This is a genomic window from Streptococcus sp. 3705 (genome assembly GCF_013277145.1).
In the GTDB taxonomy this organism is placed as follows: domain Bacteria; phylum Bacillota; class Bacilli; order Lactobacillales; family Streptococcaceae; genus Streptococcus.
The window spans coordinates 1-18,103 of record NZ_VMMJ01000038.1; the positions used below are offsets into that span (position 1 = coordinate 1).

Here is an 18,103-nt window from a genome sequence, read left to right on the forward strand (position 1 = left end):
TGAAAATCAAAGAGCAAACTAGGAAGCTAGCCGCAGGCTGCTCAAAACACCGTTTTGAGGTTGTGGATAGAACTGACGAAGTCAGTAACATATATACGGCAAGGTGAAGCTGACGTGGTTTGAAGAGATTTTCGAAGAGTATTATTCTGCAGCTTGTTGCCAACGTTTGGCTAGCATATGAGACAGGCTAGAAATGGCTAGGTTAAAGCTGAAGTAGATGAGGGCAATCAGGATATAAAGACTGAAGACCTGCTCTGGTTCGAAATAACGGCCCATGAGAATTTGGCTGGCTCCAAAGAGTTCTTGTAGGGCGATAACAGAGTAGAGAAGACTGGTATCCTTAATCACGGTTACAAACTGAGAAATGATGGCTGGCAGCATTTTACGGATTGCTTGTGGGAGAATGATGTGGTAGAGGATTTGGGCTGAGGTAAATCCTTGCGACATTCCTGCTTCGTACTGTCCCTTGTCTACGGCATTGAGACCACCTCGGATAATCTCAGCTAGGGCTGCTGAGGTAAAGAGAGTAAAGGCAGTGATTCCTGCTGGAGTGGACTTCATCTTGAAAACCAAAAAGATAGTAAAAATCCAGAGGAGGTTGGGAACGTTACGCACAAATTCGATATAAATGCTGGAAATAATGCGCAAGATAGGATTTTTGCCATTTCTCATGACGGCTAGCACTGTACCGATAAGGGTAGAGAGGACGATAGCGATCAGAGAAATATAGAGGGTCAAGCCAAATCCTTTAAAGATAAAGACTAGGTTATCTGGGGTCAAAACTTCTAAAATGGATTCCATAGTAACCTCCTAAAGTGAATAGGCTTTTTTGTTTGCTTGCTCCATCTTGCGACCAAACTGGGCAACAGGGAAGCAGAGAGAAAAGTAGAGAAGGGCAGCGCCTAAAAAGGATGGAATGTAGTTTCCGTTAAGTGCTGACCAAGACTTGGTCACAAACATCAAGTCTACTCCAGAGATGATAGCAACTGTCGAGGTATTCTTGATGAGGTTGACGATTTGATTGGTCAAAGGAGGGAGAATGATACGGAAGGCTTGAGGTAAGATAATCAAGCGCATGGCGCTGATATAGGTAAAACCTTGCGACAAGGCGGCCTCCATCTGACCACTAGGAATAGACTGAATCCCTGAGCGAATCACCTCAGCGATATAGGCGCCATGATAGAGTCCCACGCAGAGAACAGCCGTCCAATAAATCGGAATCATGATGATATGGTCACTGATAAGAGGTAGGCCATAAAAAACGATAACAAACTGCACCAAGAGGGGAGTGTTTTGGTAAAATTCCACAAATATACGAGCTAAGATTCGCAAAATTGGACGTTTGCTGGTTGACATGGCTCCGAAGAAGATGCCTAAAACCATGGCTAGGATAAAGGATCCGATAGCTAGGGCAAGAGTGAAGAGGAATCCATTGAAAAATTGTCCAAAATCCTGAAAATAGGCTGTCCAAGATGATAAATCTGTCATAGGGTATCCTCCTTAATCTGCGGTATGGCTAGATGGTTTGAGCTTGTAACGGTCATAAAGTTTCTGCAAACTACCATCCTTGCTCCATTTAGTAACCAAGTTATCAAGATAATTGTTTAGCTCTGTATTTGATTTCTTGGTAACGATACCGTAGTCAGATGGCTTGAAACTATCATCTAGTAGTACTGTGCGTTTACTGATGTAGCCAGACAGAATCGAGCGGTCAACGGAAAAGGCATCAATACGGTGGGCGTGTAGAGAAGTAATCAATTCTGGGTAGGAACCAAGTTCGACGAATTTAAAGGTTAGACCTTTCTTTTTACCCAGTTCAGTAATCAGGCGTTGGGTGATGGAACCTTGGGCAACTCCGATGGTTTTGCCGTTTAGGTCCTCAATCTTTTTGATTTTGGAAGACTTATTGACCAAAAATCCAGATGCGTCCGTGTAGTAGGGACTGGTAAAGTTGTAGAGTTTTTTGCGTTCGTCTGTGATGGTAAAGGTCGCGATATCCATATCGACCTGTTCATTGTCTAGAAGGGGACCACGGGTTTGTGCGGTAACAGGCACATAGCGAACCTTGACCTTGAGCTCATCAGCTACCATCTTGGCCAAGTCCGTTTCGATACCAGAATAGGTCCCTGTCTTGGGATCCTTGTAACCGAAATTGGGAACGTCTTGTTTGACACCGACAACCAGTTCGCCTCTTTTTTGAATATCTGCGACGCTGGTATCAGCCTGAACGGGTTTTGCAGCAGCAAGGCCGAAAAGGCTAATCAATAATGCGGATAAAAAGAATTTCTTTTTCATAGGCGCCTCCTTATTTGACTTTGTCACTTTCGTGGTTGATGATTTTGCTGAGGAATTGTTGGGCACGAGGTTCGCTTGGATTGTCGAAAAAGTCATCAACATCTGTCGTATCCACCAAAACTTCTCCGTCAGCCATAAAGATGATGCGGTCGGCAACTTCACGGGCAAAGCCCATTTCATGGGTGACGACAATCATATTCATACCATCGTGGACCAATTTTTGCATAACTGCCAGAACATCACCGATGGTTTCAGGGTCAAGGGCAGATGTTGGTTCATCAAAGAGGAGGAGTTCAGGATGCATAGCGAGTCCACGTGCGATGGCAATCCGTTGCTTTTGTCCACCAGAAAGCATGGCTGGATAAGAATCTTTCTTGTCCCACATATTTACAAATTCCAGATATTTTTGGGCTATTTTTTCAGCTTCTTTTTTATCAATTCCTAGAACTTTTATGGGTGCGAGTGTTACGTTTTCTAACACTGTTTTGTGAGGGTAGAGGTTAAAATGCTGGAAAACCATGCCGACTTCCTTGCGAAGAGGTACCAAATCTTTCTGGCTGGCACCAGCAACTTGGTGACCATTTACTAGAAGACTTCCTTTGTCTACAGCCTCCAAACCATTGATGGTGCGGATAAGAGTTGATTTTCCAGAACCAGAAGGGCCTAGGAGGACAACGACTTGCCCTTTTTCAAAACGGAGATTGATGTCGTGGAGTGCATGGTAGTCTCCGTAATATTTTTCGACGTGTTCAAATTCTACTAAAGCCATAAGGAATCTCCTTTGTGTTATATTTTATAACACGATTCTACACCAAAAGAATTGCCTTGTCAAATCATATCTTAAAAATTCACTAAAATTTTATAAAAAAGCAATCTGGATAGAGAAAAAGCCTAAATCATGTTATAATGAAGCAATAGAATTCTTAGAAAGAGTGGATGTCTTTTTGATAACACCTACTTATGAATGGCAGTTTGCCCCGCAGGTTGAAGATGCGGATTTTACAAAGATAGCCAAGAAGGCTGGACTGGGTCCTGAGGTGGCTCGGTTATTATTTGAAAGAGGGATTCAGAACCAAGAAAGTCTGAAGAAGTTTTTAGAACCTTCCTTGGAGAATTTGCATGACCCTTATCTGCTCCATGATATGGACAAGGCAGTGGCTCGTATTCGTCAGGCCATTGAAGAAGGGGAAAATATTCTCATCTATGGAGACTATGATGCGGATGGTATGACTTCGGCTTCGATTGTGAAGGAAAGTTTGGAACAGCTTGGCGCCGAATGCCGTGTTTACTTGCCTAATCGTTTTACCGATGGCTATGGACCTAATGCAAGTGTCTATAAATACTTTATCGAGCAAGAAGGGATTTCCTTGATTGTGACGGTGGATAATGGGGTTGCCGGTCATGAGGCTATTGAATTGGCCCAGTCTATGGGAGTGGATGTCATTGTGACTGACCATCATTCCATGCCTGAAACCTTACCAGATGCCTATGCTATTGTCCATCCTGAACATCCGGATGCGAACTATCCTTTCAAATATTTGGCTGGTTGTGGAGTTGCTTTCAAGCTGGCTTGTGCCCTTTTAGAAGAAGTACAAGTGGAATTGCTTGATTTGGTCGCTATTGGTACCATTGCTGATATGGTTAGTTTGACAGATGAGAACCGTATCTTGGTTCAGTATGGTCTGGAAATGTTGGGACACACTCAGCGTATTGGTCTACAAGAAATGCTAGACATGGCTGGGATTGCTGCCAACGAAGTAACAGAAGAAACGGTTGGTTTCCAGATTGCCCCTCGTTTGAATGCCTTGGGCCGCTTGGATGATCCTAATCCAGCCATTGATTTGTTGACTGGCTTTGATGATGAGGAGGCTCACGAGATTGCCCTTATGATTCATCAGAAAAATGAAGAGCGCAAGGAAATCGTCCAGTCTATCTATGAAGAAGCTAAGACCATGGTGGACCCTGAGAAGAAGGTTCAAGTCTTGGCCAAGGAAGGCTGGAATCCTGGGGTTCTAGGAATCGTGGCTGGTCGTTTGCTGGAAAAACTAGGACAGACAGTCATCGTTCTCAATATAGAAGACGGTCGTGCCAAGGGTAGTGCTCGTAGTGTGGAAGCGGTCGATATTTTTGAGGCTCTGGATCCTCATCGAGACCTCTTCATCGCCTTTGGCGGTCATGCTGGTGCGGCTGGCATGACGCTGGAAGTTGAGAAACTCTCAGATTTATCTCAGGTCTTGGAAGATTATGTCCGTGAAAAAGGCGCAGATGCTGCTGGCAAGAACAAGTTAAATTTAGATGAAGAACTGGATTTGGAGACTTTGAGTCTTGAAACAGTCAAGAACTTTGAACGTTTGGCACCTTTTGGAATGGATAATCAGAAACCTGTCTTTTATATCAAGGATTTTCAGGTCGAAAGTGCTCGTACTATGGGAGCAGGCAATGCCCATCTCAAGCTGAAAATTTCCAAGGGTGAGGCGAGTTTTGAAGTGGTAGCCTTTGGACAAGGCAGATGGGCAACAGAATTTGCTCAAACCAAGAATCTAGAGCTGGCAGTCAAATTGTCTGTCAACCAATGGAATGGCCAAACTGCTCTCCAGTTGATGATGGTGGATGCGCGTGTGGAAGGTGTTCAACTTTTTAACATTCGTGGGAAGAATGCAGCCTTGCCAGAAGGAGTTCCAGTCTTGGATTTTTCTGGAGAACTGCCAAATCTTGCGGATAGTGAAGCTATTGTCGTGAAAACCATACCTGAGGATATTACTCTGTTGAAGACCATTTTTCAGAAACAGAATTTTTCCGCTGTCTATTTCAAAAATGATATTGACAAGGCCTACTATCTGACAGGCTATGGGACTAGAGAGCAGTTTGCCAAATTGTACAAGACTATCTACCAGTTTCCAGAGTTTGATATTCGCTACAAGCTCAAGGATTTGGCTGCTTATCTCAATATCCAACAAATCTTGCTGGTTAAGATGATTCAAGTCTTTAAAGAACTAGGCTTTGTGACGATCAAAGATGGGGTTATGACAGTCAATAAAGAAGCGCCAAAGAGAGAAATCGGAGAAAGTCAGATTTACCAAAATCTCAAACAAACCGTCAAAGACCAAGAAATGATGGCGCTGGGTACCGTGCAAGAAATTTATGACTTTTTAATGGAAAAAGAGTAGATCATAGGAAAGAGTTGGGAAACCAGCTCTTTTTTGAAAACAAATCTTCATTTTGAAAATCATCAAAAAAATGGTATAATGGTAGGAAAAGATTCGGCTAACAGTAATAGTGCTTTTAGAATAAGAGGGTAAGCAACCCTATAATCAAGATAAACTAAGATTTTGGAGGAAAAATGAGTAATATTAGTTTAACAACACTTGGTGGTGTACGTGAAAATGGGAAAAATATGTACATTGCTGAAATTGGAGAGTCCATTTTTGTTTTGAATGCAGGGTTAAAATATCCCGAAAATGAACAATTAGGGGTCGATGTGGTGATTCCAAAGATGGACTACCTTTTTGAAAATAAAGATCGAATTGCTGGGGTATTTTTAACTCACGGACATGCAGATGCTATTGGTGCTCTGCCTTATCTCTTGGCTGAAGCCAAGGTACCTGTATTTGGCTCTGAGTTGACCATTGAGTTGGCAAAACTCTTTGTCAAAGGAAATGACGCAGTCAAGAAATTTAATGATTTTCATGTTATTGATGAAGATACGGAGATTGATTTTGGTGGGACAGTGGTTTCCTTCTTCCCTACGACTTACTCCGTTCCAGAGAGCCTGGGAATTGTCTTGAAGACAGCTGAAGGGAGCATCGTTTATACAGGTGACTTCAAATTTGACCAGACAGCTAGTGAATCCTATGCGACAGACTTCGCTCGTTTGGCAGAAATCGGTCGTGACGGCGTCCTGGCTCTCCTCAGTGATTCGGCCAATGCGGACAGCAATATTCAGGTGGCTAGTGAAAGTGAAGTTAGAGATGAAATTACCCAAACCATTGCTGACTGGGAAGGTCGTATCATCGTTGCAGCTGTTTCCAGTAACCTTTCTCGTATCCAGCAGATTTTTGACGCTGCGGATAAAACAGGTCGACGTATCGTCTTGACAGGATTTGATATTGAAAATATCGTCCGCACAGCGATTCGTCTCAAGAAGTTGTCTTTAGCCAACGAAATTCTCTTGATTAAGCCGAAAGATATGTCTCGCTTTGAAGACCATGAGTTGATTATTCTTGAGACAGGTCGTATGGGTGAACCTATCAATGGACTTCGTAAGATGTCGATTGGTCGCCATCGTTATGTAGAAATCAAGGATGGGGACCTGGTCTATATTGCTACGGCTCCGTCTATTGCTAAAGAAGCCTTCGTTGCGCGTGTGGAAAATATGATTTATCAGGCAGGAGGGGTTGTCAAATTGATTACCCAAAGTTTACATGTATCAGGGCACGGAAATGCGCGTGATTTGCAGTTGATGATCAATCTCTTGCAACCCAAGTATCTCTTCCCAATTCAAGGGGAATACCGTGAGTTGGATGCCCATGCTAAGGCAGCTATGGCAGTTGGGATGTTGCCAGAACGCATTTTCATCCCTAAAAAGGGAACCAGCATGGCTTATGAGAATGGGGACTTTGTCCCAGCTGGCGCAGTTTCAGCAGGCGATGTCTTGATTGACGGAAATGCTATTGGTGATGTTGGAAATGTGGTTCTTCGTGACCGTAAGGTCTTGTCAGAGGACGGTATTTTCATCGTAGCAATCACAGTTAACCGTCGTGAGAAGAAAATTGTGGCCAAGGCTCGTGTGCACACGCGTGGATTCGTTTATCTCAAGAAGAGCCGTGATATTCTCCGTGAAAGTTCAGAATTGATTAATCAGACGGTAGAAGACTATCTTCAAGGAGATGACTTTGACTGGGCAGATCTTAAAGGGAAGGTTCGTGATAATCTGACCAAGTACCTCTTTGATCAAACTAAGCGTCGTCCAGCTATTTTACCAGTAGTCATGGAAGCAAAATAATCGTTGAAATAGTTGAAATAAACAGAGAGAAAGTCGAATTTCGGCTTTTTCTTATCGGAAAATAGAAGGAGAAAATCATGGCAGTAATGAAAATCGAGTATTACTCACAAGTTTTGGATATGGAGTGGGGAGTGAATGTCCTCTATCCTGATGCTAATCGAGTGGAAGAACCAGATTGTAAAGATATTCCCGTCTTGTACCTCTTGCACGGGATGTCTGGCAATCATAATAGTTGGCTCAAGCGAACCAATGTAGAACGCTTGCTTCGAGGAACCAATCTAATCGTTGTCCTGCCCAATACCAGCAACGGTTGGTATACCGATACCCAGTATGGTTTTGACTATTACACAGCTCTAGCAGAGGAATTGCCAGAGGTTTTGAAACGCTTCTTCCCTAACATGACCAGCAAGCGTGAAAAGACCTTTATCGCTGGTCTCTCTATGGGAGGCTACGGCTGTTTCAAATTGGCTCTTGCTACAAATCGTTTTTCTCATGCAGCTAGTTTTTCAGGTGCCCTTAGTTTTCAAGATTTTTCTCCTGAGAGCCAAAATTTGGGGACACCGGCTTATTGGAGAGGTGTTTTTGGGGAGATTAAAGACTGGACAACTAGTCCCTATTCACTTGAAAGTCTGGCTAAAAAATCGGACAAAAAGACCAAGCTGTGGGCTTGGTGTGGTGAGCAGGATTTCTTGTATGAAGCCAATAATCTAGCAGTGAAAAATCTCAAAAAACTGGGATTTGATGTGATCTATAGCCATAGTGCTGGAACTCACGAATGGTACTACTGGGAAAAACAATTGGAACGTTTTTTAGCAACCCTACCAATTGATTTCAAATTAGAAGAGAGATTGAGTTAGTTTGAACTCCAGCATAGGGGTAGTAGAACTAAAATAAAATATGTTTTCACTAGACTTTTCAAACGAAAGTAGTAGAATAGTAATAAGATACTGGAGGAAAGAGAGTAGGAAATGTACCGTTATCAAATTGGCATTCCCACATTAGAATATGATCAGTTTGTCAAAGAACATGAATTAGCTAATGTATTACAAAGTAGTGCTTGGGAAGAAGTTAAGTCTGATTGGCAACATGAGAGGTTTGGTGTCTACAGGGAAGAAAAATTACTGGCTACAGCTAGTATTTTGATTAGAACTCTTCCGCTAGGCTATAAAATGTTTTACGTCCCAAGAGGACCCATATTGGATTATGGGGATACGGAACTCTTGAGTTTTGTCATTCAGTCCATTAAGTCTTATGCTCGTAGTAAGAGAGCTATTTTTGTGACTTTTGATCCAAGTATTTGCCTGTCTCAAAGTTTAATCAATCAGGAAAAGACAGAATTTCCTGAAAATCTGGCTATTATTGATAGTTTGCAACAAATGGGAGTAAGGTGGTCAGGAAAAACAGAGGAAATGGGAGACACCATTCAACCTCGTATTCAGGCGAAAATATACAAGGAAAATTTTGAAGAAGATAAACTTTCTAAGTCAACGAGGCAAGCTATCCGAACAGCACGGAATAAGGGGGTAGAGATTCAATTTGGTGGAACTGAATTATTGGAGTCTTTTTCCTTTTTGATGAAAAAAACCGAGAAGCGGAAAGAGATTCATTTGAGGAATGAAGCCTATTATAAAAAGTTGTTAGATAATTTTAAGGACAAGGCCTATATCACCTTGGCCACCTTGGATGTCTCTAAACGTTCGCAAGAATTAGAAGAACAGTTAGCGAAAAATAGAGCCTTGGAAGAGACCTTTACTGAGTCGACTCGCACTTCAAAAGTAGAAGCGCAGAAGAAGGAAAAAGAACGTTTGTTAGAGGAATTGACTTTCCTGCAGGAATATATGGATGCAGGTCAAGCGAGAGTTCCTTTAGCGGCTACTTTGAGTTTGGAATTTGGTACTACCTCTGTCAATCTATATGCTGGTATGGATGATGATTTTAAACGTTACAATGCACCAATTTTAACTTGGTATGAAACGGCTCGCTATGCCTTTGAGCGAGGTATGTTGTGGCAAAATTTAGGTGGTGTTGAAAACTCTCTCAATGGTGGACTTTATCATTTTAAGGAAAAATTTAATCCAACGATTGAAGAATATTTGGGTGAATTTACAATGCCTACCCATCCTCTCTATCCTCTGTTAAGACTTGCTCTTGATTTCCGTAAAACATTAAGAAAAAAACATAGAAAGTAAGTATATGGCACTAATTACACTCACGAAAGAAGAGTTTCAGGCTTATTCTGGTCAGGTTTCTTCTCGTTCCTTTATGCAGTCGGTCCAGATGGGGGACTTATTAGAAAAAAGAGGGGCTCGAATTGTTTATCTTGCTTTGAAACAAGAAGGAGAAATTCAAGTTGCAGCTCTGGTTTATAGCTTGCCCATGCTAGGTGGTCTGCATATGGAGCTCAATTCGGGGCCGATTTATACCCAACAAGATGCTCTTCCAGTTTTTTATGCGGAGTTAAAAGAATATGCTAAGCAAAATGGTGTATTAGAGTTGCTTGTAAAACCTTATGAAACTTATCAAACTTTTGATAGTGAAGGTAATCCGATAAATGCTGAGAAAAAAAGTATTATTCAAGGTTTAACTGATTTAGGTTATCAATTTGATGGATTGACGACAGGGTATCCAGGTGGAGAACCAGATTGGTTATACTATAAGGATTTGACTGAATTAACTGAAAAGAATTTGCTTAAAAGTTTTAGCAAAAAAGGGAAACCCTTGGTTAAAAAGGCTGAAACCTTTGGCATTCGGTTGAAAAAGTTAAAACGTGAAGAACTATCGATTTTTAAGAATATCACAAAAGAAACCTCTGAACGTAGAGAATATAGTGATAAAACTTTAGAATACTATGAGCATTTTTATGATGCTTTTGGAGAACAAGCGGAGTTTCTCATAGCAAGCTTAAATTTTTCGGACTATATGAGCAAATTGCAAGGTGAACAAAGTAAACTAGAAGAAATCTTGGACAAGTTGCGACTTGATTTGAGTAAAAAGCCTCATTCTGAGAAAAAACAAAATCAACTGAGAGAATATTCTAGTCAATTTGAAACGTTTGAAGTTCGAAAAGCAGAAGCGCGAGACTTGATTGAAAAATATGGGGAAGAAGATATTGTTTTAGCTGGGAGTTTATTTGTTTATATGCCTCAGGAAACGACTTATCTCTTTAGTGGTTCCTACACTGAGTTTAATAAATTCTATGCCCCTGCGCTACTTCAAAAATATATTATGTTGGAAAGTATAAAACGTGGAATACCTAAATACAACTTCCTAGGGATTCAAGGGATTTTTGATGGAAGTGATGGTGTTTTGCGTTTTAAACAGAATTTTAATGGCTATATTGTACGCAAAGCAGGTACTTTCCGGTACCATCCATCGCCTTTAAAATACAAAGCTATCCAGTTACTCAAAAAAATAGTAGGACGTTAAGATGAAAAAGTCAGTATTTAGCTTTCTTTCAGCTTCTTTTAGTAAAATAGACTTTATTTACTAGAAAGGTGGAAGGATATGCGCTGGCTTTTTCGTTTGATAGGGGCTTTCTTTTCTTTTGTTTGGCGTTTGTTTTGGCGTCTGGTTTGGATAGTTGTACTCTTATGTGCTCTTGCTTTTGGATTTCTCTGGTATCTGAACGGGGATTTTCAAGGAGCACTAAAGCAAGTAGAGCGGTCGGTAAAAATTGGTCAACAAAGTATTGACCAATGGGGAAAAACAGGGCAACTGCCTAAGTTAAGTCAGACAGATAGTCACCAGCATTCTGAAGGAAGGTGGCCACAGGCCTCTGCTCGTATTTACTTGGATCCGCAAATGGATTCACGTTTTCAAGAGGCATATTTAGAAGCGATTCAGAACTGGAATCAAACAGGTGCTTTTAACTTTGAACTCGTGACTGAGGCCGGCAAGGCAGATATTATGGCTACGGAGATGAACGATGGAAGCACTCCTGTGGCAGGAGAGGCGGAAAGTCAGACCAATCTCTTAACGGGACAATTCTTGTCTGTAACGGTGCGGTTGAATCATTATTATTTGTCCAATCCAGACTATGGCTATTCCTATGAGCGTATTGTCCATACGGCAGAACATGAGTTGGGGCATGCGATTGGCTTAGACCATACAGATGAGAAGTCTGTCATGCAACCAGCAGGTTCTTTTTATGGTATCCAGGAAGAGGATGTTGAAAGACTTCGAAAATTATATGAGACTAATGAGTAGGGGACTATCTTTCCCTACTTTTTTGCTATAATGGAATTATGAACAACTTGATTAAATCAAAACTAGAGCTTTTGCCGACCAGCCCTGGTTGTTACATTCACAAGGATAAAAACGGCACCATTATCTATGTAGGAAAGGCAAAAAATCTGCGTAACCGCGTGCGGTCCTATTTCCGTGGAAGTCATGATACTAAAACAGAGGCCTTGGTGTCTGAAATTGTGGATTTTGAATTTATTGTTACGGAGTCTAATATTGAGGCACTTCTCCTAGAAATCAACCTGATTAAGGAAAACAAGCCCAAGTACAATATCATGCTCAAGGATGATAAGTCTTATCCTTTCATCAAAATCACCAATGAACGCTATCCTCGTTTGATTATCACTCGTCAGGTCAAAAAAGATGGAGGTCTTTATTTCGGACCTTATCCAGATGTGGGGGCGGCCAATGAAATCAAGCGGTTGCTAGATCGGATTTTCCCTTTTCGTAAGTGTACCAATCCACCGTCTAAGGTCTGTTTTTACTACCATATCGGTCAATGTATGGCCCATACCATCTGTAAGAAGGATGAGGTCTACTTCAAGTCTATGGCTCAGGAGGTTTCTGATTTTCTGAAAGGGCAAGATGACAAAATCATTGATGACCTAAAGGGCAAGATGGCAACGGCAGCCCAGACTATGGAATTTGAACGTGCAGCGGAATATCGTGACCTGATTCAGGCCATTGGAACGCTTCGAACCAAGCAACGGGTTATGGCCAAGGATCTCCAAAATCGCGATGTCTTCGGCTACTATGTGGACAAGGGCTGGATGTGTGTTCAGGTTTTCTTTGTTCGTCAGGGCAAGCTTATTGAGCGCGATGTCAATCTTTTTCCCTACTACAACGATCCGGATGAGGACTTCTTGACTTATGTGGGACAATTTTATCAAGAAAAATCTCACCTGGTTCCCAATGAGGTACTGATTCCGCAGGATGTCGATGAAGAAGCAGTCAAGGCCTTGGTGAATACCAAGATTCTCAAACCCCAGCGTGGAGAGAAAAAGCAGCTGGTCAATCTGGCTATAAAGAATGCTCGAGTTAGTCTGGAGCAGAAGTTCAATCTGCTAGAGAAATCTGTCGAAAAGACCCAAGGGGCTATTGAAAATCTAGGACGCTTGCTTCAAATCCCAACCCCAGTTCGTATCGAATCTTTCGATAACTCCAACATCATGGGGACCAGTCCTGTTTCAGCCATGGTGGTCTTTGTCAACGGCAAACCAAGTAAGAAGGATTATCGTAAGTATAAAATCAAGACTGTCGTTGGGCCAGACGACTATGCCAGTATGAGAGAAGTCATTCGCAGGCGCTATGGTCGAGTTCAGCGCGAGGGTTTAACCCCGCCAGATTTGATTGTCATTGATGGAGGACAAGGTCAAGTCAATATCGCCAAGCAAGTCATCCAAGAAGAGCTGGGTTTGGACATTCCTATTGCAGGTCTGCAAAAGAATGATAAGCACCAAACCCATGAATTGCTCTTTGGAGATCCGCTGGAGGTGGTGGAGTTGTCTCGCAATTCTCAGGAATTTTTCCTCCTCCAACGCATCCAAGATGAGGTGCACCGCTTTGCCATCACCTTCCATCGCCAACTGCGCTCCAAAAATTCTTTTTCATCACAACTGGATGGCATTGACGGTCTGGGACCTAAACGTAAGCAAAATCTCATGAAGCATTTCAAGTCTTTGACCAAAATCAAGGAAGCCAGTGTGGATGAGATTGTCGAAGTTGGAGTACCGAGACTTGTTGCAGAAGCTGTGCAAACCAAGTTGAACCCGCAAGAGGCAGAAGCTTTACCTCAAGTGGCGGAAGAAAGAGTAGATTATCAAACGGAAGGAAACCACAATGAAACATAAAATCGCAATTTTATCAGATATTCATGGCAATGCGACGGCCCTAGAAGCAGTGATTGCAGATGCTAAAAATCAAGGAGTCAGTGAATACTGGCTTCTGGGAGATATTTTTCTTCCTGGTCCAGGCGCAAATGACTTAGTCGCCCTGCTAAAGGACCTTCCTATCACAACCAGTGTTCGAGGCAATTGGGATGATCGTGTCCTTGAGGCCTTGGATGGCGAATATGGTTTGGAACATCCGAAAGAAATCCAGTCAATGCGCATGACCCAGTTTTTGATGGAGCAAATGGATCCTGCAACGATTGTCTGGCTACGAAGCTTGCCTTTGCTGGAAAAGAAAGAAATTGACGGATTGCGCTTTTCTATCTCTCATAATTTGCCAAATAAGAACTATGGTGGTGACTTGCTAGTTGAGAATGATACAGAGAAATTTGACCAACTGCTAGATGAGGAAACGGACGTGGCAGTCTATGGTCATGTTCACAAGCAGTTGCTTCGTTATGGAAGTCAGGGGCAACAAATCATCAATCCAGGTTCTATTGGTATGCCCTATTTTGATTGGGAGGCGTTAAAAAATCACCGTGCCCAGTATGCTATAATAGAAGTTGAAGATGGGGAATTGGTAAATATCCTATTTCGTAAAGTCGCTTATGATTATGAGGCGGAGTTGGAATTGGCCAAGTCCAAGGGTCTTCCCTTTATCGAAATGTATGAAGAGCTACGAAGAGAAGACAACTATCAGGGGCACAATCTGGAACTCTTAGCTAGCTTAATAGAAAAGCATGGGTATGTAGAAGATGTGAAGAATTTTTTTGATTTTTTGTAAAAGTTTCCTAAAATAACCAATGCAAACTAAAAACGATTGGCTCGTCCAATCGTTTTTAATATATCTTATACTCAATGAAAATCAAAGAGCAAACTAGGAAGCTAGACGTAGGTTGCTCAAAGCACAGCTTTGAGGTTGCAGATAAAGCTGACGTGGTTTGAAGAGATTTTCGAAGAGTATTATTGTAACTGAGATTTATCTGGGAGATAAGAGCCACCTAGATAGGTATTGCTGAGTTTTTCAAGTGTTCCATCTTGGTAGAGTTCTTTGAGTGCTTTATCAAATTGCTCTTTAAACTCTTTTTGGTCGCTTGAGAAAACGATATAGTTGCTGGGGCTATCGGCAGAAGGCAAGTCAACCACAGAAAGGTCTAAGCCACGGTCCTTGATAATCTTTTGAACAGATACTTTGTCAAAAACTAGGAAATCAAACTCTCCGTTAGCAAGGTCTAGGATTCGTTTGCCGATATCTTCACCAGAAAAATCGATAGTAGCAGGATTATCAGTGTGTTTTTGATTCCAGTTATTGATGAATTGAGCGTTTGAAGTTCCGATATCTTCTTGCGTTGTTTTACCAGCAATTTGGTCAAGTGAAGTCAAAGGATTTTTCTTGTTGCTGACAAGGACGAGGGGATTGTTTGAAATTGGAAGTGAGTAGAGGTATTTTTCAGCACGCTCTTTTGTGTAACTCAAGTTATTTGCCGCAGCCTGATAGTGACCAGAATCAAGTCCTGGGAAGATACTCTCCCAGGCGGTTCTTTGAAATTGAATCTCGTAGTCGCTGAGTTTTTCATCTACTGCTTTTAGAACTTCAATATCGAAGCCTGTCAGATTGCCTTTATCTTCGTAGTCAAATGGTGGCACATCGCCAGCTGTAGCAACGACGATTGTCTTCTGAGAGCTGGTTTCTTTAGGTGTAGCTTGATTTCCACAGGCAACCAAAAAGGGGATGATGGCTAGTAATAGGCTGAATTTTTTCATAATATCTCCATTCAAATGTAAAGTACTTGCTAGTTTATCAGAAACTTTCTTGATGAACCAATATATATTTTTTATGGCTGTAATAAAAAATCTTAATCATGAAAAATCCCTGCAAGCTCTTTCAAATTATGGTAGAATGGAAGCAGTAGAATTAGAAAAGGAAATCGATTATGAAATTTCTTGAATTAAATAAAAAACGTCATGCGACTAAGCATTTCACTGATAAGCCAGTTGATCCAAAAGATGTGCGTACGGCTATCGAAATTGCAACCTTGGCACCAAGTGCCCACAACAGCCAGCCTTGGAAATTTGTGGTGGTACGTGAGAAAAATGCTGAACTGGCAAAATTGGCTTACGGTTCAAACTTTGAACAGGTATCATCAGCTCCTGTAACTATTGCCTTATTTACAGACACAGATTTGGCTAAACGTGCTCGTAAGATTGCCCGTGTCGGCGGTGCTAATAACTTTTCTGAAGAGCAACTTCAATACTTTATGAAAAATTTACCTGCGGAATTTGCCCGTTACAATGAACAACAGGTCAGCGACTACCTAGCCCTCAATGCAGGTCTGGTTGCTATGAACTTGGTTTTGGCTCTTACAGATCAGGGAATCGGATCAAATCTGATTCTTGGTTTTGACAAATCAAAAGTCAACGAAGTTTTGGATATCGAAGACCGCTTCCGCCCGGAACTCTTGGTTACAGTGGGTTACACGGACGACAAATTGGAACCAAGCTACCGCTTGCCAGTAGATGAAATCATTGAGAAAAGATAGAAAGAAGAAAAAAATGACAGTAATTGATTTTACAGCAGAAGTAGAAAAACGCAAAGAAGACCTCTTGGCTGACTTGTTTAGCCTTTTGGAAATCAACTCAGAACGTGATGACAGCAAGGTTGATGCTGAACATCCATTTGGGCCTGGTCCAGTAAAAGCCTTGGAGAAATTCCTTGAAATCGCAGACCGTGATGGCTATCCAACTAAGAATGTTGATAACTATGCAGGGCATTTCGAGTTTGGTGATGGAGAAGAAGTTCTCGGAATCTTTGCCCACATGGACGTGGTGCCAGCTGGTAGCGGTTGGGACACAGACCCTTACACACCAACTATCAAAGATGGTCGCCTATATGCGCGTGGGGCTTCGGACGACAAGGGACCTACAACAGCTTGTTACTATGGTTTGAAAATCATCAAAGAATTGGGTCTTCCAACTTCTAAGAAAGTTCGTTTCATCGTTGGAACAGACGAAGAATCAGGTTGGGCAGACATGGACTACTACTTCGAGCATGTAGGACTTGCAAAACCAGACTTCGGTTTCTCTCCAGACGCTGAATTCCCTATCATCAATGGTGAAAAAGGAAATATCACGGAATACCTTCACTTTGCAGGTGAAAATGCAGGTGGTGCCCGTCTTCACAGCTTCACAGGTGGTTTGCGTGAAAATATGGTACCTGAATCAGCAACAGCAGTCGTTTCAGGTGACTTGGCTGACTTGCAAGCTAAACTAGATGCCTTTGTTGCAGAACACAAACTTAGAGGAGAACTCCAAGAAGAAGCCGGCCAATACAAGGTGACGATCATTGGTAAATCAGCCCACGGTGCTATGCCTGCTTCAGGTGTCAATGGTGCGACTTACCTAGCCCTCTTCCTTAGCCAGTTTGACTTTGCTGGTCCAGCCAAAGACTACCTTGACATCGCTGGTAAAATTCTCTTGAACGACCATGAGGGTGAAAGTCTCAAGATTGCTCATGTGGATGAAAAGATGGGTGCCCTTTCTATGAATGCAGGCGTCTTCCGCTTTGATGAAACGAGCGCTGATAATACCATTGCCCTTAATATCCGCTATCCAAAAGGAACAAGTCCAGAACAAATCAAGTCAATCCTTGAAAACTTGCCAGTTGCTTCTGTTAGCCTTTCTGAGCACGGTCACACCCCTCACTATGTGCCAATGGAAGATCCACTTGTTCAAACCTTGTTGAGTGTCTATGAAAAACAAACTGGTCTTAAAGGTCACGAGCAAGTCATCGGTGGTGGTACCTTTGGTCGTTTGCTTGAGCGTGGTGTTGCCTACGGTGCTATGTTCCCAGACTCAATTGACACCATGCACCAAGCTAATGAATTTATCGCCTTGGATGATCTCTTCCGAGCAGCAGCAATTTATGCCGAAGCTATTTACGAATTGATCAAATAAAACGATAGAAGTCTGAGATCTTATGCTTAGACTTCTTTTTGGAGGGAAAGTAGATGTCTCAAATCGAAAGAATCAAACAGGCTATCATGTCAGATCCGCAGAATGCCAGCTATACAGAGCGTGGCATTGAGCCTCTCTTTGCAGCGCCAAAGACTGCTCGCATCAATATCATCGGTCAGGCACCTGGACTTAAAACCCAAGAAGCAGGCCTTTACTGGAAAGATAAGAGTGGTGACCGTCTGAGAGACTGGCTAGGTGTGGATGAAGATACTTTTTACAATTCAGGATATTTTGCTGTTTTGCCTATGGATTTCTACTTTCCAGGACATGGCAAGTCAGGTGATCTGCCACCGAGAACTGGTTTTGCTGAAAAATGGCATCCACAGCTCTTGCAAGAATTACCAGATATTCAGTTGACCCTCTTGATTGGCCAGTATGCCCAAGCCTACTATTTGCAGGAGAAAGTCAGTGGCAAGGTGACGGAGAGGGTGAAACATTACCAGAACTACTTGCCAGAGTATTTTCCTTTAGTTCACCCCTCACCGCGAAATCAAATCTGGATGGCCAAAAATCCATGGTTTGAGACAGAAGTGGTGCCAGATTTGAAAAAAAGAATTAAAACCATTTTATAGTCAATGAAAATCAAAGAGCAAACTAGGAAGCTAGCCGCAGGCTGCTCAAAGTACAGCTTTGAGGTTGCAGATAAAACTGACGAAGTCAG

Annotated in this window: 16 protein-coding genes; 11 read left to right on the top strand and 5 right to left on the bottom strand. The window is 42.1% G+C overall.

All coding sequences use genetic code 11. From position 1 onward, the window contains the following. Positions 1-141: 141 nt before the first annotated feature. The 4 genes from HT714_RS09005 to HT714_RS09020 are packed head-to-tail and all read right to left on the bottom strand — an operon-like array spanning position 142 to position 3,064. Positions 142-801: an amino acid ABC transporter permease gene (locus HT714_RS09005; protein ID WP_000443883.1), complete on the bottom strand. Its 660-nt coding sequence runs from the start codon at positions 799-801 to the stop codon at positions 142-144. 9 nt (positions 802-810) lie between these two features. Then, positions 811-1,488 carry an amino acid ABC transporter permease gene (locus HT714_RS09010; RefSeq protein WP_173227252.1) on the bottom strand — a complete coding sequence of 226 codons (678 nt, stop codon included), beginning with the start codon at positions 1,486-1,488 and terminating at the stop codon, positions 811-813. A gap of 12 nt (positions 1,489-1,500) precedes the next feature. Next, positions 1,501-2,295 (bottom strand): transporter substrate-binding domain-containing protein, encoded by a 795-nt coding sequence (locus tag HT714_RS09015; RefSeq protein ID WP_173227254.1) that lies wholly within the window; start codon positions 2,293-2,295, stop codon positions 1,501-1,503. 10 nt (positions 2,296-2,305) lie between these two features. Then, positions 2,306-3,064 (bottom strand): amino acid ABC transporter ATP-binding protein, encoded by a 759-nt coding sequence (locus HT714_RS09020; protein WP_173227256.1) that lies wholly within the window; start codon positions 3,062-3,064, stop codon positions 2,306-2,308. Positions 3,065-3,239: 175 nt separating this feature from the next. Between HT714_RS09020 and recJ the strand changes: the two genes are divergently transcribed. From recJ to HT714_RS09060, 8 genes are all read left to right on the top strand, one after another. Next, positions 3,240-5,462 (top strand): single-stranded-DNA-specific exonuclease RecJ, encoded by a 2,223-nt coding sequence (gene recJ, locus HT714_RS09025; RefSeq protein WP_173227258.1) that lies wholly within the window; start codon positions 3,240-3,242, stop codon positions 5,460-5,462. Positions 5,463-5,635: 173 nt separating this feature from the next. After that, entirely contained in the window at positions 5,636-7,297 is a 1,662-nt protein-coding gene (locus tag HT714_RS09030) for a ribonuclease J (protein WP_000065626.1), read from the top strand. Positions 7,298-7,374: 77 nt separating this feature from the next. Next, positions 7,375-8,154 (top strand): alpha/beta hydrolase family protein, encoded by a 780-nt coding sequence (locus tag HT714_RS09035; RefSeq protein ID WP_173227260.1) that lies wholly within the window; start codon positions 7,375-7,377, stop codon positions 8,152-8,154. 111 nt (positions 8,155-8,265) lie between these two features. Further along, the gene (murM, locus tag HT714_RS09040; RefSeq protein ID WP_173227262.1) at positions 8,266-9,486 is read left to right on the top strand and encodes a peptidoglycan bridge formation alanyltransferase MurM; all 1,221 of its coding nucleotides are present in this window, start codon (positions 8,266-8,268) and stop codon (positions 9,484-9,486) included. A 4-nt stretch (positions 9,487-9,490) separates the two neighbouring features. Then, entirely contained in the window at positions 9,491-10,723 is a 1,233-nt protein-coding gene (gene murN, locus HT714_RS09045) for a peptidoglycan bridge formation alanyltransferase MurN (protein WP_173227264.1), read from the top strand. Positions 10,724-10,801: 78 nt separating this feature from the next. Next, on the top strand, positions 10,802-11,503 hold the full coding sequence (locus tag HT714_RS09050) for a M57 family metalloprotease (protein ID WP_173227266.1): 702 nt from the start codon (positions 10,802-10,804) through the stop codon (positions 11,501-11,503). Between the two features lie 38 nt (positions 11,504-11,541). Continuing rightward, positions 11,542-13,389 carry an excinuclease ABC subunit UvrC gene (uvrC, locus tag HT714_RS09055; RefSeq protein ID WP_173227268.1) on the top strand — a complete coding sequence of 616 codons (1,848 nt, stop codon included), beginning with the start codon at positions 11,542-11,544 and terminating at the stop codon, positions 13,387-13,389. Next, the gene (locus HT714_RS09060) at positions 13,379-14,212 is read left to right on the top strand and encodes a metallophosphoesterase family protein (protein ID WP_173227270.1); all 834 of its coding nucleotides are present in this window, start codon (positions 13,379-13,381) and stop codon (positions 14,210-14,212) included. The genes uvrC and HT714_RS09060 overlap by 11 nt, the downstream gene beginning before the upstream one ends. Positions 14,213-14,391: 179 nt before the next feature. Here the strand turns inward: HT714_RS09060 and HT714_RS09065 are convergent, their stop codons facing one another. Continuing rightward, a complete protein-coding gene (locus tag HT714_RS09065) occupies positions 14,392-15,192 on the bottom strand; it encodes an amino acid ABC transporter substrate-binding protein (RefSeq protein ID WP_101781471.1) in 801 nt (266 codons plus the stop codon). A gap of 170 nt (positions 15,193-15,362) precedes the next feature. On the opposite strand from HT714_RS09065, the gene HT714_RS09070 reads away from it, so the two are divergent. The 3 genes from HT714_RS09070 to HT714_RS09080 are packed head-to-tail and all read left to right on the top strand — an operon-like array spanning position 15,363 to position 18,014. After that, a complete protein-coding gene (locus HT714_RS09070; protein WP_173227272.1) occupies positions 15,363-15,968 on the top strand; it encodes a nitroreductase family protein in 606 nt (201 codons plus the stop codon). A 13-nt stretch (positions 15,969-15,981) separates the two neighbouring features. Continuing rightward, positions 15,982-17,382: a dipeptidase PepV gene (gene pepV / locus HT714_RS09075; protein ID WP_173227274.1), complete on the top strand. Its 1,401-nt coding sequence runs from the start codon at positions 15,982-15,984 to the stop codon at positions 17,380-17,382. Between the two features lie 53 nt (positions 17,383-17,435). After that, a complete protein-coding gene (locus tag HT714_RS09080; protein WP_173227276.1) occupies positions 17,436-18,014 on the top strand; it encodes a uracil-DNA glycosylase family protein in 579 nt (192 codons plus the stop codon). The last annotated feature ends 89 nt before the right edge of the window (positions 18,015-18,103 follow it).

Excerpts from the sequence above, each read along its gene's own strand:
- HT714_RS09005 (WP_000443883.1), bottom strand. The coding sequence starts at position 801 with ATGGAATCCATTTTAGAAGTTTTGACCCCAGATAACCTAGTCTTTATC.
- HT714_RS09010 (WP_173227252.1), bottom strand. The coding sequence starts at position 1,488 with ATGACAGATTTATCATCTTGGACAGCCTATTTTCAGGATTTTGGACAA.
- HT714_RS09015 (WP_173227254.1), bottom strand. The coding sequence starts at position 2,295 with ATGAAAAAGAAATTCTTTTTATCCGCATTATTGATTAGCCTTTTCGGC.
- HT714_RS09020 (WP_173227256.1), bottom strand. The coding sequence starts at position 3,064 with ATGGCTTTAGTAGAATTTGAACACGTCGAAAAATATTACGGAGACTAC.
- HT714_RS09030 (WP_000065626.1), top strand. The coding sequence starts at position 5,636 with ATGAGTAATATTAGTTTAACAACACTTGGTGGTGTACGTGAAAATGGG.
- HT714_RS09035 (WP_173227260.1), top strand. The coding sequence starts at position 7,375 with ATGGCAGTAATGAAAATCGAGTATTACTCACAAGTTTTGGATATGGAG.
- murM (WP_173227262.1), top strand. The coding sequence starts at position 8,266 with ATGTACCGTTATCAAATTGGCATTCCCACATTAGAATATGATCAGTTT.
- murN (WP_173227264.1), top strand. The coding sequence starts at position 9,491 with ATGGCACTAATTACACTCACGAAAGAAGAGTTTCAGGCTTATTCTGGT.
- HT714_RS09050 (WP_173227266.1), top strand. The coding sequence starts at position 10,802 with ATGCGCTGGCTTTTTCGTTTGATAGGGGCTTTCTTTTCTTTTGTTTGG.
- uvrC (WP_173227268.1), top strand. The coding sequence starts at position 11,542 with ATGAACAACTTGATTAAATCAAAACTAGAGCTTTTGCCGACCAGCCCT.
- HT714_RS09060 (WP_173227270.1), top strand. The coding sequence starts at position 13,379 with ATGAAACATAAAATCGCAATTTTATCAGATATTCATGGCAATGCGACG.
- HT714_RS09065 (WP_101781471.1), bottom strand. The coding sequence starts at position 15,192 with ATGAAAAAATTCAGCCTATTACTAGCCATCATCCCCTTTTTGGTTGCC.
- HT714_RS09070 (WP_173227272.1), top strand. The coding sequence starts at position 15,363 with ATGAAATTTCTTGAATTAAATAAAAAACGTCATGCGACTAAGCATTTC.
- pepV (WP_173227274.1), top strand. The coding sequence starts at position 15,982 with ATGACAGTAATTGATTTTACAGCAGAAGTAGAAAAACGCAAAGAAGAC.
- HT714_RS09080 (WP_173227276.1), top strand. The coding sequence starts at position 17,436 with ATGTCTCAAATCGAAAGAATCAAACAGGCTATCATGTCAGATCCGCAG.